This is a genomic window from Mangrovibacterium sp., assembly GCF_059905295.1.
In genome coordinates, this window is record NZ_JBZQJF010000092.1 from 1 (window position 1) to 15,049 (window position 15,049).

Genomic DNA, 15,049 nt, shown 5'->3' on the forward strand with positions numbered 1-15,049 from the left:
TTGTTGGTTGGCGATACTATTTTTATCCGGAATGGAGACAGCTTGGCTCCTTTGATGCTGATTGAATCAAAGTCGAGTTATTCTGTTATTGGAAAACCATTTCCTGATATGGTTGTATCGTTGGGGCAGGAAGTCATTGGTCGTTCCCAACGGGCAAAGTCAAGGCTGCGAAAGGACGAAACTACGATTGCAGAAACGAAGGAAGAAGCAACAGAGGCAGTCTCTGATAGTACGGAATTGCCAAGTCCGGAGCTTGCATTCAAACAAAAAATACGTGGACGAATAGCGGCTTCCTCTTATTCAGCCTTTTCGAATGCCACCTCTTCAGATAGTCACCGGATGCGCTACAGTTTGTCCTTACAGGCTAATAATATCAGCAATAGTCGCTTTTCTGCCGAAATCTACACTAACTTCAGTTATTTGACCTCTGATTGGGCATCCGTGAAGGATAATTTATTTAATGCGCTGAAAATTTACAGTTTGGCTGTTCGGTACCAGGTCGGTAATCAGTCTGATATTTGGCTTGGAAGAAAGATTAATCCTAATCTGTCGAATATTGGAGCTATTGACGGCCTTCAATATGAAACCGGAGTGAAGAACTTTCGCTTTGGTGCAGTAGTTGGTTTTCGGCCCGATTATTTCGACTATGGCTTTAATTCCGATTTACTGGAATACGGTGTGTATGCTGCCCATCAGGCGAAAGGGGTAAATGGTTCAGTTCTAAGTTCCCTTGCTTTCTTTAACCAAACCAATAATGGGAAAACCGACCGTCGCTTTCTCTATTTTCAGCATCGAAATTCCTTGCTCAAACATTTGTTCCTTTTCCTATCCAGCGAAATTGATTTGTATAAAACTGAAAACGGACAGGGGAAAAGCACGACCAGCCTGACCAGTTTTTACGTTTTACTACGGTACCGGATTAACCGGCAGCTATGGACCGATGCATCGTATGATAATCGCAAAAACGTGATTTACTACGAGACGTTTAAAAGCCTGGTCGACCAGTTAATGGATGAAGCTACCCGTCAAGGTGTTCAATTTCGCGTCAATTACCGACCGATTCCCTTAATTACCGTTGGAGTGAACTCGACTTACCGGAAGCGCAATACTGATCCTAAAGCATCTACGTCATATCGCGGTTTTCTATCCATTAACCAAATTCCGGATATCGAAGCTACCCTTACCTTGTCTGCCAACAGGTTGAAAACAGTTTATGTGGACGGATCTGTTTATGGAATGCGTATTTATAAGGATTTATGGGATGGAAAATTTTCGACCTCTTTAGGATATCGCTATATCGATTACCAATTTAACGGCGTTGATAATTCTTTGCTGCAACATGCCGGAGAACTGGATTTTAGCTGGCGAATCACGCGTAAGTTTTCCGTTGCAGTTAATTGGGAGTCTGTCTTTGAGAAAGTAGATAATTATAACCGGATATATATCAATTTGACGAAGCGTTTTTAAATGTATTCTTTATTTAAAATCTTTGATTAACTTTCAGGAGGACATTGAATCTACATTATGAATAAAATAAATAACAAATTTACCATGAGACTTTTTGTTGTGATGATCTTAGGAGTTGTTTTAATGACTTCCTGTGTGAAAAAGAAAAAGAAGGCTGTTGAGCCAATCGACACCAGCTCGATGATGCATGCTGTAACGGTAGATAAAGCTTTGCAGGCCAGTGCGTATACCTATTTGCAGGTGAACGAAGGAGACCAGCAGTACTGGATTGCTGTGAATAAGATGACTCCCGCACCAGGCCAGACTTATTACTTTAGCAAATCGATGGAAATGAAAGATTTCAAGAGTAATGACCTGGATACGGTTTTTGCAAGCGTATTTTTTGTTGAAGACCTGGGTACATCGAACAAACCGGCAATGGCTAGTCCGCACGGAGAGATGGGACGTAAAGTGATTGCTCAGGATGAGAACATTAAAGTTGAACCGGCCGAAGGGGGTATTACCGTTGCTGAGCTGTTTGGTAATAAAGCTGATTATGCCGGTAAGGAAGTAACTGTACGCGGGAAGGTGGTGAAAGTCAACAAAGGCATTATGAACCGCAACTGGGTACACATTCAGGATGGTACCGGTGCTGATGACCAATATGACCTGACTTTAACAACGAATGAAGATGTTGCCGTTGGCGACACCGTAACCATGAAAGGAACCGTTGCCGTTGATAAAGATTTTGGTGCCGGATACTTTTATAAGGTGATTGTTGAAGGTGCTGCGTCGAACTAAGTCGACACAAAACGATATGGAAGAGGGGCTGTAATGCCCCTTTTTTTATGTCGTCAATTGAATGCAAAGACCCAATGATTACGATACCAATGTGTTTCAACGGCAGCCGGGCAACTAATGATGGCGATGACAATATTTTTAGTTAGGGGTTCGTAGGGATCCGATCTTTCTGAAAGATCGGATCCCTTGATGTAATGCATTATTGCATCACGAGGTTAAACAACAAGCTAGTCCTTCAGATACAAATTACTATCGCCATAGCTCAGGAATCGGTAATCATTGTTCAAGGCATGTTCGTACACCCGTTGCCAGTCGTCACCAATAAAGGCCGAGATGAGTAATAGCAAGGTACTTTGTGGTTGGTGAAAATTGGTGATCATGCCTTCCACAATCCGAAACCGGTAGCCTGGGACAATAATAATTTTGGTGTGTACACCAATGGTTGGCAGTTGGTGTTGATCCATATAAGCCAGAATAGCTTCAAGGGACTCCTGTTTGGTGTAGGCCTTTTCTGTTTCGTATGGTAGCCATTGCTCAATGTCGAGTTCGTTGAGGGCACTGTCGGGTTTTTGCAGTAGTTTCACGCCCAACCAGTATAAGCTTTCCAGGGTGCGGATGGAAGTTGTGCCAACCGCAACCAGCTTACCTTGGTGGGCGAGCAGCTTTTCAACCAGTGCCCGGCGAACGATGATTTGCTCGGCGTGCATCTCGTGTTCACCAATCGTCTCTGCTTTCACCTGCTTAAAGGTTCCTGCCCCCACGTGCAGGGTTACCTCGTCGCAATCAATTCGTTTGGCTTTCAGCCTTTCAAATACGGCGTCGGTAAAGTGCAGTCCTGCTGTTGGAGCAGCTACCGATCCTTTTATTTTGGAGTAAATGGTTTGGTAACGTTCCAAATCACTTGCTTCGGTTTCGCGATGCAGGTAAGGTGGAATAGGCAGAATACCGGCAGCTTCAATCAAGCTGGCAAAGTCAGCCCCGGGATAATCCCAGCTAAACTTCACCTGTACTGATCCATCAATTTGGTTGATCTTTTCGGCTTTAAAAGCAACTGTTTTTCCGTTTATCTGAATTTCTTTCACCAACACTTCAGTTTTCCATTTCTTCAGGTTGCCCACCATGCAGTTCCAGCTACAGCTTTCGGTTTGCTGAAAAGCAATCTGGTAGTCAGCCGGCACAAGCGGGTCGAGGCAGAAAATCTCGATGTTGGCTCCGGTTGCTTTCTGAAACAACAAACGCGCCCGTATTACCTTTGTATTGTTGAAGATCAGCAAGCTGTCTTCCGGCAAAAAGTCGGGGAGTGTCTGGAATTGCGAATCGATGATATCGCCGCCTTTCCAAATCAGCAGCTTGGATTGATCCCGTTGGGGCAAGGGATATTTGGCAATTCGTTCGTCGGGTAACTCGTAATTCAGGGCCTGTGCACTGAGATCAAATACCGTTGTTTCTGTTTTAAGCTTGTTCATGGGCGGCAAAATTACAAAAAATGAAATTATTGGATTGCCGGATTTTGGAACTTATTAGAACTTAGAATATGAAACTTGAATCTTAAAACTTAGAACTAGAAACTTCCTTTTGTTACTTTTGTGTCAAAATAGAAAACTATGTATCAAATAGGAGATCGGGTTAAATTTATGAACGACGTTGGTGGTGGAATCATCACTAAAATTGTCGGCAAGAATATGGTTCATGTGGAGAACGAAGATGGTTTTGAAATACCTGTTCTGACTTCGGAAATTATTATGGATGAGATCGATCAGGAAGGAGTGACCAACAGCGATAAAAAGCCGGATGTGAGCGATTTTATTCGCAGGGGAACGCAAAAGCCCAAAGCTGAAGAACAGCGTAAGCCGAAAGTGGAGGAACCGATTACCATTATCCGGGGAAATGATGAGCCGAAGTTTTACCTGGCATTTTTGCCCGAGAATGCCCGTAATCCGCTGGACGGTCAAACGAAGGTTTACCTCGTAAATGATAGTAACTTCTTCATTCTATATCATTTCAGTCATTACAGCAACGAGCAATATGTAACGCAGGAAGCCGGGAAATTGGAACCGAATACCAAGTTGTTGCTCGAAACCTTGTCGCAAGCTGATATTGCAGAGCTGCCAGCATTTGGTTTTCAGCTGATGTTTTACAAGGACAAGTCGGCCAAGTTGGAGAAGCCACTTCGGAAACGTATTACGATTAACCCGGTGAAATTTTACAAGTCGGGAAGCTTTAAGGAGAATGATTTCTTCAGCGGTAAAGCGATGCTGTATAAGTTGAATGAATCGGATATGGAGAAGGCCATGAAGGATCTCACTAACAAGGATCTGAAGAAGGCTGAACGGGAAAAAGAGCCTGCCCGCCCAAAGAAACAGGTGAAGGTTGAGTTGCCGGAACTGTTGGAGGTAGATTTACACATTCACGAGTTGATTGATGATACCGCGGGCCTGTCGAATAAAGATATGCTGGATTTGCAGATGAAGACTTTCCGCGAGAAGATGGAAGAAGCCATTTCGTCGAACGTTGTGAAGAAGGTCGTGTTTATTCACGGTTTGGGCAACGGGGTACTGAAGCAGGAAGTACGCCGCGAACTATCCTCGAAATATAAGAAGTATCCGAATCAGGATGCCAGCTTTCAGGAGTATGGCTATGGTGCAACCATGGTGATTATTCGCAAATAAGAACCAATCAAAATACAAAAGCGGAGTTGATAATTTCAACCCCGCTTTTTTTTGCATGTGCTATATGTTAGTCATTTAGCTTATTCAATAGTTTGCGTAGGTAAAGACCGTTTGGAGTTAGTTTCTTCTCGCTCCACCTACCCTTAATATTTGCTCCGGGCTTCATAAAAGCAGTGGTTTCTTTTTTATCGGTAATATTCCAGCAGACCCAGCTTAGTTTGTTGTTTTCCATCCAGTTCATCCATTTTTTTGTAAGTTCTAAGTCGAATCTTCCGTCGCCATCGGCTTCACCAACACCCCATTCAGTCACAAACAGCGGTAATCCTTTTGCCAGGGCATAGTTAGCCTTTTGGCGCAGCGGTTCCTGGTGGCGGTTATCCGACGCATAAAAATGAAAGGAATAGCATATATTTTGATATCCGGTAATCGGGTCGTCGGCTGCTTCGTCAACGTTCTGATCCCAGCGAGGACTTCCAACAACAATCAGGTTGTCTTGATCGTATTGCCGAATAACTGAAATCACCTGAAGGGCATAGTCTTTTACGACTGACCAGCTTTGGTGATCGGGTTCGTTGAAGATTTCGTAGATCACCTGTGGATTGCCTGCATACTTTTGAGCCATTTGGGCAAAGAAAGCCTTCGACGCTTCTACATGTTTCTCTGCATGGTGATCGTGCCAGTCGATAAGCACATAAACGCCGTTTTGGATGGCACGATCGATTACTGTTGTAACCAGTTTTTGCTGAAATTCCGGCTTGTCAAGATAACCGCCCTTCGGTTCCACACCCATTGACACGCGGATCAGGCTAACTTTAAAATCAGAGCAGATCCAATCAACAACATCGGTGTTGTAATATTTCTGCCCTTTCCATATACTCCAGGAAAAGCTTAGACCACGCAATTGCGGCGCTATGCCGTGTTGATCGACAACCTGGCCGCTCTCAACTTTTAGCTGCCCGTGTTTCTCTATCGGGGTTTGCGAAACACTGAAGCTTACCAGGCAACAGCAACTTATAGCGAGAAGAATTGATTTTAGATTCATGGATTTCGATTCTTCGCTTTAAAAATGATTCAGTTTTTGTTGGTTTCGGTTTGTTGAGTTTGGCTGATCAATTTGGAAAGCATCTTTCCGAGTGCATTGTCTTTGTTGTTGATGGCTGTTTGCAGATGGAAGTTCCGCACAGTTTCAACGATGGAGTCAATTTGGAGCTGCATCTTGTTTTGTAAGCTGTCGGGGAGTGATCTTTTTTCGAGCTGGAGCTTGTAAGTTTGTTCATCCATCTTAAGCTTACGTTTTTTCCATTGCTGTATAGAATCGTTTGTTGCAGTACCAGTAACCAAGCTGTTTTCTCCCAACTGCATCCAGATATCACCTTTTTCTTTCACGACCAGTGTCTCCTGTATTTTTAGTCGAAGTGCTGGTCTCATCCTTACAATAAAGACATCGTTTGGATCAGCACTTCCCTCTAACTGAAACTCGCCGTCTTTGATCGCACATGAATCAACCTGGTCAACTGTTGCGTCAAACATTGGTACAAGGTAGATCCATTCTCCATCGAAAGTCGAATCGGGCATTTGTCCGTGGATGATAAAGCTGTCAGGTTGTTGGCAGGCTGTTAATAGGATGAAAAGGAGAAACAGATATTTCATAAGCGTTTGTGATGATCTGCGAAACATGGATATTGAAAAAGAGACCACCGGGTAGGGTGGTCTCTCCTTAATTGAAACCTAATTAGTAGGAATAACCTTTACGTTTAAACATATAAAACCATGCCGTTCCCCAAGCGTAGTTAACGCCAGGTTCGGGGAAGGCAAGTTGTAGTTCGTCTTCCGTCAACTTCAGAATATCGAATTTATAATGTAATGGATGTCCGGAACTGTTTGGTTCGAATCCCAAAGGAATCGTGTGGTTTGTAAATGTTATTTTACCGTACGACCACACGGCTGAACCATCGGAGTTCATCAAATGATTGGCGTCTCCCAAGTCCATGTTGAAGGTCCCGGTTCCGTTGCCGGGAACAGGAGCTTCTGCGTTCATTCCTGTAACGGTAAAGTTCAAGCCTTCGTTTAGGTCGAAAGTTATTTCGTCAGTAGCGGATCCACCTTGTCCTGGAATATCGTCTATTCCCAGTGCCCACCATTCCGGTTTTAAACTGGCCAGGTAACCACCGTTACCCCAGATTTTTCCACCGGGAATATCAGTAGCCCAAACCCAGGATTTTCCATCGGTTCCATTTGTGAGCATATTCCAGAATGGGTCAGCGAAATACTCCGGGTCGTTTTCAGTAATTGTAAATTCTTTGGTTGCCGTAACGGGGCCGCCGGCACAATATGCAGTAAGCGTTGCTGTATAAGTTTTAGCTACAGGAATATAGAAGTCAACAGAGTTCTCGTTCGACTGTTGCCCAAAATCCGTTTTCCAGAAGGAAATAACGCCGGGAGCGTTGTTTGTGCAGGTCGCGACATTGCCGTTCACAGTGACATCCATGTAACTTTGTAATTCCGACTCAGTGAGAACTTCGCCGGCATCGTGTCGTTCTTCGATGGGGTCGCAGGATGCAAACAACATGACTGCTACTACCAGGTATAATATTTTGTTTTTCATCATTGACTTAATTTTTAGGTTTTAACATACAAAACAGTGATAAACTATTTTTCATGCATGACAGTTTTATTATTCCCATCCCGGATTTTGCACAAGGTTTCCCTGGGACACCCGGATTTGAGACTCGGGAAGGGGCAGGAATACCCGGTTGGCGTCATAAGTGATTTTGTAGGTTGTATTGACATTGTCTGTTTTCACCGGAATGCCGTTGCTGGCATTGATTGCTGTTTCTGCGTCTCCCCAACGTAACAAATCGAACCAACGAATACCTTCCAATGCAAACTCATGGCGACGTTCAGCTTTTAAAGCTGATAATGAATACGTAACAGAAGGTAATCCCACGCGATCTCTTACTTGGTCAAGATAGTCTTGTGAATTGCTTCCTAATTCGGCAGCCATTAGAAGAACATCAGAAAAACGAAGAATAATATCATCCTGCATATTCCAAAGTTGCATGTTGTTTGTACCACCATACAAGTCATAATACATGCCTGTATATGTGCCGTCTCCGTCAACATCGCGAATAATTGCTGAGTATTTCTTATTCCATAGCCCCGTTTCGTCACGACAGTTCCAGCCTGCCCAATTGTAGGCATCACCATAAGTTGGTTCGTTTGGATCTTCGTTGTTGATGATGGTCGATGTTTTACGTGGATCATTGGCTTCGAAACTGTCAAGAAGATCCGGATTCACAGACCCGATACCCCATCCATAACCAAACGGAGGATAGTCGTAGGCGCGAGGACTTGTATATAAAACAAATTCGTTGGCATAGGCTAAGCGGCCTGTATTTCCCCAATCTCCCTGGTTGGTATATTTCACAGCAAAAACTGTTTCGGCACATCCGTCACCGGCCCAGGTTACATCTTCGGCATAGGCATATCCGTCATCATGTCCATCGTCACTGAGGTAGGAAAATGGCCATATGCTGGCATATTTTGGTAGTAAAATGTGTCCGCTGTTGGCGATGCAATCTTCCAACCAGCTAACAACGTTTGCCTGAGTTATAGCAGTTCCTTCGACTGTCGGTAGATCAGTTTTCTGATAGAAGCCGGTGTAGAACAAGAATACCCGTCCCATCATTGCCTCGGCTGCCCACTTGGTTGCACGGCCTGATTCAAAATTGGTGTACGGTTCAGCTGTCATGCTGTCGATCGCTAATTTTAAATCGCTGGCAATTTGAGCATAAATTTCATCAGCAGATGCTTTGGGCAAATACTCTAGAGTTGAAGACATATCCAGCGGCACTTCTCCAAAGAATTTCGCCAGTCGGAAATAGAACATTCCTCTTAAAAAATGAGCTTCTCCACGAGCTTGTCTTCTGGCCTCTGCGTCGTCATAGGTAGCTTGGTCGAAGTGCTCTAACAAACTATTGAGAATAAAGATTCCCTCATAATTTCTTTTGTAAAATTCCAGGTACAAATCTTCATGTGGGTTCTCAAATTTATCGGTTCCACCCACTTCAATGTCATTTGTACCACCTCCGCTAAAGCAGTCGTCGCTTAGTAAGTTGGCCATCATTAATGGGTGGTTTCCACCTCCGTCAACAGCCAGACAAGAATATGCGCCAATTAATGCTTCATTGACGTCGGTTGGGTTTTGGTAGTAATTTTCCAGGTCTTTTTCAAATAAGTTCTTTTGATCGAGAAAGTTGTCGCCGCATCCGGATAAAACTGCCAGAATGGCGAACAATGCTATATAGATTAATCTTTTCATTATCGTTCATGTTTTGAATTAAAACTTCAGGCTTACACCAATCAGATAAGTTCTTGCAGATGGGTAAAGACCCAAATCAATTCCGGATGCCCAGCTAGTATCGTAACCGTATCCAATTTCCGGGTCCATACCGTCGTACCCGGTGAATGTATAAAGGTTCTTCGCAGTTAAATAAATTCGAGCTTCACTTAAGAACATTTTATTAACCAGTTTCTTAAGGTCGTAGCCAATTGTCAAGTTACTGATCCGCATGTAATCACCGTTTTGAATATACAGATCAGATAAGTTTTGCGTGTTACGGTGTGGTGAGGATAATAATCTTGGATATTTATTGGAAGTTCCTTCACCATGCCAACGCAGAAATACATCGGTTGTATAGTTATTTTTGTAACTGTCGGCAAACGAGCGATACGATTTTGCAATTTGTTGCCCAAAAGCACCGTTCAAGGTTGTATTGATGTAGAATCCCTTAAATTCAGCATTTAGTTGAATACCCAGGATATAATCCGGATTAGGATCTCCAATCATAACTTTATCAAGTTCGTTGATCACACCGTCGTTATTTTGGTCCACCCAGCGTAAGTCTCCAGGTTGTTGATCGTCGAAATATTTTGAACCGTCAGGTCCGACCCACGAATTTGCTTCTTCTGTATTTTGGATTACACCGTCAGTTTTGTATCCCCAGAAATAACCGATAGGGTAGCCAACCTGGGCTCTGAAGATTTCTCCTGTTCCTTGGCTTAGTACGTTACTTGGCCCGTGAACGATTCCTTCAGAGTTTGCAATTGCGGTTACCTCATTTTTATTGTGAGAGAGTGAAACGCTTGCACCATAATGGAAGTCACCTACTTGATCATTCCAGCTTAATGCGATTTCAATCCCCTTGTTTGTTACTTGTCCGCCGTTAATTGTCATGACACCATCTCCACCGCCGTTATGTGCAGGGATCGGTGTTTCAACTAACCAGTCTTTCGTATCTTTTTTATACCAGTCGAAATTTACGCCTAAACGAGATTGTAAAAAATTGGCATCGAAACCAATATTCAGCTGCTCTGAAGTTTCCCAGCCAATATCCGGATTTGGAATACGAGCAGGTTTTGAACCAATGGAGCGGGTTGTTTTGTCGGATCCGAATCCGTAGGACCAGTTGTAGAAATTATTATTACTATCCAGGTATCCCATTGTTGAAGAATACAGGAACGATTGGATGCGTTCATTTCCAACTTGCCCCCAACTCGCACGAATTTTAAAGAAATCGATGATATCGGATGTGCTCGACATGAACGGGGCGTTACTTAAGACATAACCTGCAGATACAGAGGGGAAATAACCCCAGCGGTTGTTTTTAGGAAAGCGTGAAGAAGCATCACCGCGTAACATTGCAGAGAACAGCAGCGTTTCTTTGAAGTTATAGCTTACACGGCCAAAATAGGACATCATTGACCAGCCAAAATCGTCACGACCACCAATCGAAGTGTTGCTGGTTGAAGCTTCAGGGGTATTGTCGATATAGGCATGTTCCCAGTCCTGGAACAAGCTTCCTTTATTTGATATACTTAGGTTTACTCCTTGCTGCGTTTTTTCGATACTGTTACCAATCATCGCTTCGAAGTTGTGGTCGTCCAGCTTGAGGCTATATGTCAGTGTATTATCCTGGATCAAGCTACGTCCGGACCACGCTCCTTGAGAAACCAGGTCGTTGTCGGTAACATACCGAGGCCCCAGGTTGTACTGTGGTGTCCAACTACGGTTGTTTCCCCAATACATATTGTAACCAATGCTGGAGCGAAGTTTTAGATTTTTAATCGGTTCTACCACGAGGAAGAATGAACTAACCAGTTGGTTGTTGTCGTTTTCTCCGTTTTTCGTTTGATATTCCATCATCGCGACCGGGTTGGGGTCGGAAGTGTTCCACTCAATTGTTTTATGGTAGTCTCCGTTTTCATCGTAAATTGGAAGAAACGGGCTTGCTACAAGAGCATTGTGGACGTCGTTCCAATATATATTCCCTTGACGGATCGCATTACTTTTATTATTCGTAAAGGTGATATTTTCACCAAATGTCAGCACATCGCGACCATTGGCTTTTATTAGGATGTGGTTGGTATTTAATCGCACGTTCGTTCTCTTATAGAATGAGTTGGATTGTTTGCCGACAATACCTTGCTGATCTAGATACGATACCCCGAACGAGTATGTTGATTGTGCTGTTCCACCTTGAATTCCGACAGCGTGACTTTGAACAGGAGCATCATTGACCATCATTTCTTTAAACCAGTTTGTACCTTCCCATTCACCGCTCTGAATTTTGTCCCAGTCCGGAACCAACTTTGCGAAATTATGAGGAGCATTACCTGAGTTAACCAAGGCCTCATCCATGATGTTGGCATACTCTTGAGCATTTAGCAGGTCAGGTAGCTTGTAAACGTTCTGAACACCGTAGTATCCGTCGTATGTGATGACCGGTCGCATGTTCTTTTGTCCTTTTTTGGTTGTTACCAAAATAACACCGTTTGCACCGCGCGAACCATAGATCGCAGCCGAAGCAGCGTCTTTTAATACATCAATATTTTCGATATCACTTGGACTCAAATAATCAATATTTCCCTGGATTACACCGTCGACAATATAAAGTGGGCTCGAATCTCCGGTAGTTCCAATACCACGGATGTTGATTTTGCTGGAAGCCCCTGGTTGACCGTTGTTTTGTGTAATGGTCACCCCTGGTGTCACCCCTTTCAAGGCGTCCATTGCAGTTGTCGTGTTTAATGCCTGAATGTCTTCTCCCTTGACATTTGTATTCGCACCGGTTAGTAATTTTTTCTTCTGTACACCATAGCCAATGGCTACAACTTCCTCTAAACCGATTGATTCTTCTTCCATTTCAACGTTAATTACGCTTTGATTGGCGACAGCCATTTCAACGGTTTTCATTCCCACAAAACTGAAAATCAATGTTGCATCGGCAGGAACATTTGTTATTGTATAGTTTCCATCAAAATCGGTTATCGTTCCGTTTGTTGTTCCTTTTATACTGATGGTTGCTCCAGGAATTGCATTGCCGTCGGGGGTGGTTACTGTACCGGTAACCTTTTTCTCCTGTTGTGTTTGTGTTGGCGTAAAATTTTCTGATAAGGCAATCTGGCGATCATCAATCCGGTAGGAAATCCCCGTATTTTCGAAAAGGGTGTTTAGTACTTCTGTTATGGGTTGATTTTCAGCATTAATGCTTACAGATCGCTCAACATTAACAAACTTACCATTATACATGAAGTAATATTCGGTCTGGTCTTCAATTTCCTGAAGTACTTTTCGAATAGTTGTATTCGTCTGGTTTAGCGAAAGGCGAGTGTTTTGGGAGTAGCTGTTCTCAGCTAACACCTGAGACACCAGTAACAGACATAGAATTACTGTTATCCTCATAGTTCTCAATAATTTGGATTTCCAGAGCGTATTTAACCCGGAAACCATAGTTAAATAGTTTTTTTTCATAATTTCGTAATGATTTGAATTAGCGTTCAAGTTAAAATGAGCCTTTTGCTGCAAACAGGAGGCTCTGATTGAAAGGAGGTGTTGGCGCATCTCCTTTTTTTGTCGTTGGTGTTTATTTCATTGGCATCTACTGGTTTGATTTGGGTTTGATTAAAATTGTGGGTTTATAATTCTGGTAGCCACTGTCTTTTAACACCTCGCATTGGATAGGAGAGGTGAATTCCAGCAGCGTTAATATTTGAGATAGACTTTCGGTTTTGATTGTTGCAGTAAACAGGTAATCGTTAATTTCCGGATCACTTACTAATATTTTTACATTGTACCAGCGTTCCAACTGGCGGAATACATTCGACATGGTTTCATCGCGGAATGTAAGTACTCCGTTGATCCAGGAACTGAGTTGATTAACGTTTGCTTCCTGAATTGCAAAACCGGATTGGCCTTTGGTATATTGAGCCATTTGTCCCGGATGCAGATCTGTATAGTTCACCGCATTTTCGTAAGCTCCTTCAAAAAGACTAACCTTCCCTTCTTTCAACGCGATTTTAATGGTATGATCTTCTTTGTAATTGCAGACATTGAACGTAGTGCCAAGTACCTTCAGCCCAATATCACCCATTTCCAAGATGAATGGCTTTTTCGGGTTTTTGGCGACTTCAAAATAGGCTTGGCCGTTTAGGCGAACATCTCTAATGGTTTCTTTTGTGAAATCATTTTTATAAATGATAGAGGAACCGGGATTCAACCATACTTTGGTTCCGTCGGGCAATGTTAGTTTCTCAATATGACCATTAGGCGCTGTAATTTCCTGCAATTGCACCAAGTGGTCATTTTTTAATTGAACATCGAAAAAGAGGGAAATAGAAAGGAAAAATGCTACTAATATTGCAGCAGCGGCGGCTGTGGTCCATTTAAATAAGTTGTGATTACGTTGAATTTTGCGAGGTGATTTGGCTTTAATTTGTTCTTGAATGTTATTCAGAATCTGTCTGGAGGATTTCGGGGAGATTTCATCAAAGTACGAATGTTCCCATTTTTCATTCAACCAATCTTGGATAGACTCCAGTTCCGATTGCTGATTAAATGTGCGATATAATTGTTTGAGTTCATCCTTCGTTAACTTTTCGTTTTTGAAGAGTTTAAGAAGTAATTGTTTCGTTTCGGTTTGGTCAGGCATTTTAGTTCCCTTTTTGTAAGCAGTACACTTTGAAAAGGAAAAACTATGAGTCGGCAGGTGAAAAAAAGAATATTTTTTTTAGAATTTTATTTAATGCTTTGATTGTGAGGTAAAAATACTCAGTGCTGTAATGTTGAACTTTTTCAGCCCGCTTTTCAGATCTTCGTTTGCTTTGGCTAAATGGCTGTCGATTGTGACGATAGAAAGATTTAGTTCTTCGCTAATTTCTTTTCTGGTTTTTCCATCAAATTTTTGCATCCGAAATACTTGTTGGCGTTTAGGTGGCATTGCACTGACTAAAACTTCAATTAATGATTTGGTTTCTTCCAGCATTAAGTATTGGTCGACATCTTCAGTCATTAACTCATCATATAGTGCAATATCAACATCAGCTATTCGACTATTGATCTTTTTACGGGCCTGATTCAGAAAAATATTTTTTCCAACTTTAAAAAGGAAGGAGTCAAAAGGGTAGAACTCGTTGTATAAGTCTCGTTTTTCCCAGATACGAATAAAGGTTTGTTGAAGAATTTCCTCACTCTCAGTGTGCGAATGACACAAACTAAATAAAAACGAATAAAGCCTTTTGTGATAAATTAAGTAAAGATGCTCAAATGCTTTCGAGTCTCCTTGCTTAAACTTTTGGAGTATAACAATATCTGGCTTGTTGGTTTTCAAAAGCTAGTTGTTGGGTTATTGAATTCAAAGATATAGAACAGGATTGAAAGATGCCAAAAATATGTTTTGTAATAGTTGATATGTTTATAGTTCTTCAAATCTTGTTTGTTTATTCCGGGGTTAATACGTATTCTGATAAAAGAAAGCCATCATATTCGGTGTTGTATATCAATTTGTTAATTGAAAACCTAACTTAGATAGGAATATTTTTAGCTAAGCAGGATTGGCGTTTTGATTATTTTTTTAGTTTTGCACTCACGTTTGAAAGAGGGCTGATTGCTACAATTGTTCTTTTTCGTTCTGGTTTTCTTGCCCAGGTGGTGAAATTGGTAGACACGCCAGCTTGAGGGGCTGGTGCCCGTTTTTGGGCGTGCAGGTTCGAGTCCCGTCCTGGGCACTAAAAAGCCGCGGTTTCCGCGGCTTTTGTCGTATATGGGGGATGCTAGGGGGGATGGAAAAGGAAAA

General features: G+C 42.5%; 11 protein-coding genes and 1 tRNA gene. 4 read left to right on the forward strand and 8 right to left on the reverse strand.

Annotated features, from left to right (window positions below; all coding sequences use genetic code 11):
• Together AC37HE_RS04995 and AC37HE_RS05000 are read left to right on the forward strand one after the other, a co-directional pair.
• The coding region (locus AC37HE_RS04995) for a hypothetical protein (protein ID WP_500781686.1) at positions 1-1,467 on the forward strand (1,467 nt) is incomplete at its 5' end.
• Between the two features lie 57 nt (positions 1,468-1,524).
• On the forward strand, positions 1,525-2,247 hold the full coding sequence (locus AC37HE_RS05000) for a GW dipeptide domain-containing protein (RefSeq protein ID WP_500781687.1): 723 nt from the start codon (positions 1,525-1,527) through the stop codon (positions 2,245-2,247).
• Positions 2,248-2,474: 227 nt separating this feature from the next.
• On the opposite strand, the gene AC37HE_RS05005 is transcribed toward AC37HE_RS05000, so the two are convergent.
• On the reverse strand, positions 2,475-3,713 hold the full coding sequence (locus AC37HE_RS05005; RefSeq protein WP_500781688.1) for an S-adenosylmethionine:tRNA ribosyltransferase-isomerase: 1,239 nt from the start codon (positions 3,711-3,713) through the stop codon (positions 2,475-2,477).
• Between the two features lie 138 nt (positions 3,714-3,851).
• Here AC37HE_RS05005 and AC37HE_RS05010 point away from each other — a divergent pair, with 138 nt between their 5' ends.
• Entirely contained in the window at positions 3,852-4,916 is a 1,065-nt protein-coding gene (locus AC37HE_RS05010; protein WP_500781689.1) for a DUF2027 domain-containing protein, read from the forward strand.
• A gap of 67 nt (positions 4,917-4,983) precedes the next feature.
• Here the strand turns inward: AC37HE_RS05010 and AC37HE_RS05015 are convergent, their stop codons facing one another.
• The 7 genes from AC37HE_RS05015 to AC37HE_RS05045 all read right to left on the reverse strand — a co-directional run bounded on the left by AC37HE_RS05015 (position 4,984) and on the right by AC37HE_RS05045 (position 14,584).
• Positions 4,984-5,958 (reverse strand): glycoside hydrolase family 5 protein, encoded by a 975-nt coding sequence (locus AC37HE_RS05015; protein ID WP_500781690.1) that lies wholly within the window; start codon positions 5,956-5,958, stop codon positions 4,984-4,986.
• Positions 5,959-5,987: 29 nt separating this feature from the next.
• Positions 5,988-6,566, reverse strand: a complete 579-nt coding sequence (locus tag AC37HE_RS05020; protein WP_500781691.1) for a DUF4369 domain-containing protein — start codon at positions 6,564-6,566, stop codon at positions 5,988-5,990.
• Between the two features lie 82 nt (positions 6,567-6,648).
• The gene (locus tag AC37HE_RS05025; RefSeq protein WP_500781692.1) at positions 6,649-7,524 is read right to left on the reverse strand and encodes a hypothetical protein; all 876 of its coding nucleotides are present in this window, start codon (positions 7,522-7,524) and stop codon (positions 6,649-6,651) included.
• A gap of 66 nt (positions 7,525-7,590) precedes the next feature.
• Entirely contained in the window at positions 7,591-9,237 is a 1,647-nt protein-coding gene (locus tag AC37HE_RS05030) for a RagB/SusD family nutrient uptake outer membrane protein (RefSeq protein ID WP_500781693.1), read from the reverse strand.
• Positions 9,238-9,255: 18 nt separating this feature from the next.
• Positions 9,256-12,660, reverse strand: a complete 3,405-nt coding sequence (locus AC37HE_RS05035) for a TonB-dependent receptor (RefSeq protein WP_500781694.1) — start codon at positions 12,658-12,660, stop codon at positions 9,256-9,258.
• 196 nt (positions 12,661-12,856) lie between these two features.
• Entirely contained in the window at positions 12,857-13,906 is a 1,050-nt protein-coding gene (locus AC37HE_RS05040) for a FecR family protein (RefSeq protein ID WP_500781695.1), read from the reverse strand.
• 90 nt (positions 13,907-13,996) lie between these two features.
• Positions 13,997-14,584, reverse strand: coding sequence for an RNA polymerase sigma factor (locus AC37HE_RS05045; protein ID WP_500781696.1), 588 nt, complete (start codon positions 14,582-14,584; stop codon positions 13,997-13,999).
• A gap of 311 nt (positions 14,585-14,895) precedes the next feature.
• Here AC37HE_RS05045 and AC37HE_RS05050 point away from each other — a divergent pair.
• Positions 14,896-14,981: transfer RNA gene (locus tag AC37HE_RS05050), tRNA-Leu, on the forward strand.
• Positions 14,982-15,049: the final 68 nt, after the last annotated feature.

Bases quoted from the DNA above. Each gene is read 5' to 3' on its own strand.
- AC37HE_RS05000 (WP_500781687.1), top strand. From the start codon at position 1,525: ATGAATAAAATAAATAACAAATTTACCATGAGACTTTTTGTTGTGATG.
- AC37HE_RS05005 (WP_500781688.1), bottom strand. From the start codon at position 3,713: ATGAACAAGCTTAAAACAGAAACAACGGTATTTGATCTCAGTGCACAG.
- AC37HE_RS05010 (WP_500781689.1), top strand. From the start codon at position 3,852: ATGTATCAAATAGGAGATCGGGTTAAATTTATGAACGACGTTGGTGGT.
- AC37HE_RS05015 (WP_500781690.1), bottom strand. From the start codon at position 5,958: ATGAATCTAAAATCAATTCTTCTCGCTATAAGTTGCTGTTGCCTGGTA.
- AC37HE_RS05020 (WP_500781691.1), bottom strand. From the start codon at position 6,566: ATGAAATATCTGTTTCTCCTTTTCATCCTATTAACAGCCTGCCAACAA.
- AC37HE_RS05025 (WP_500781692.1), bottom strand. From the start codon at position 7,524: ATGATGAAAAACAAAATATTATACCTGGTAGTAGCAGTCATGTTGTTT.
- AC37HE_RS05030 (WP_500781693.1), bottom strand. From the start codon at position 9,237: ATGAAAAGATTAATCTATATAGCATTGTTCGCCATTCTGGCAGTTTTA.
- AC37HE_RS05035 (WP_500781694.1), bottom strand. From the start codon at position 12,660: ATGAGGATAACAGTAATTCTATGTCTGTTACTGGTGTCTCAGGTGTTA.
- AC37HE_RS05040 (WP_500781695.1), bottom strand. From the start codon at position 13,906: ATGCCTGACCAAACCGAAACGAAACAATTACTTCTTAAACTCTTCAAA.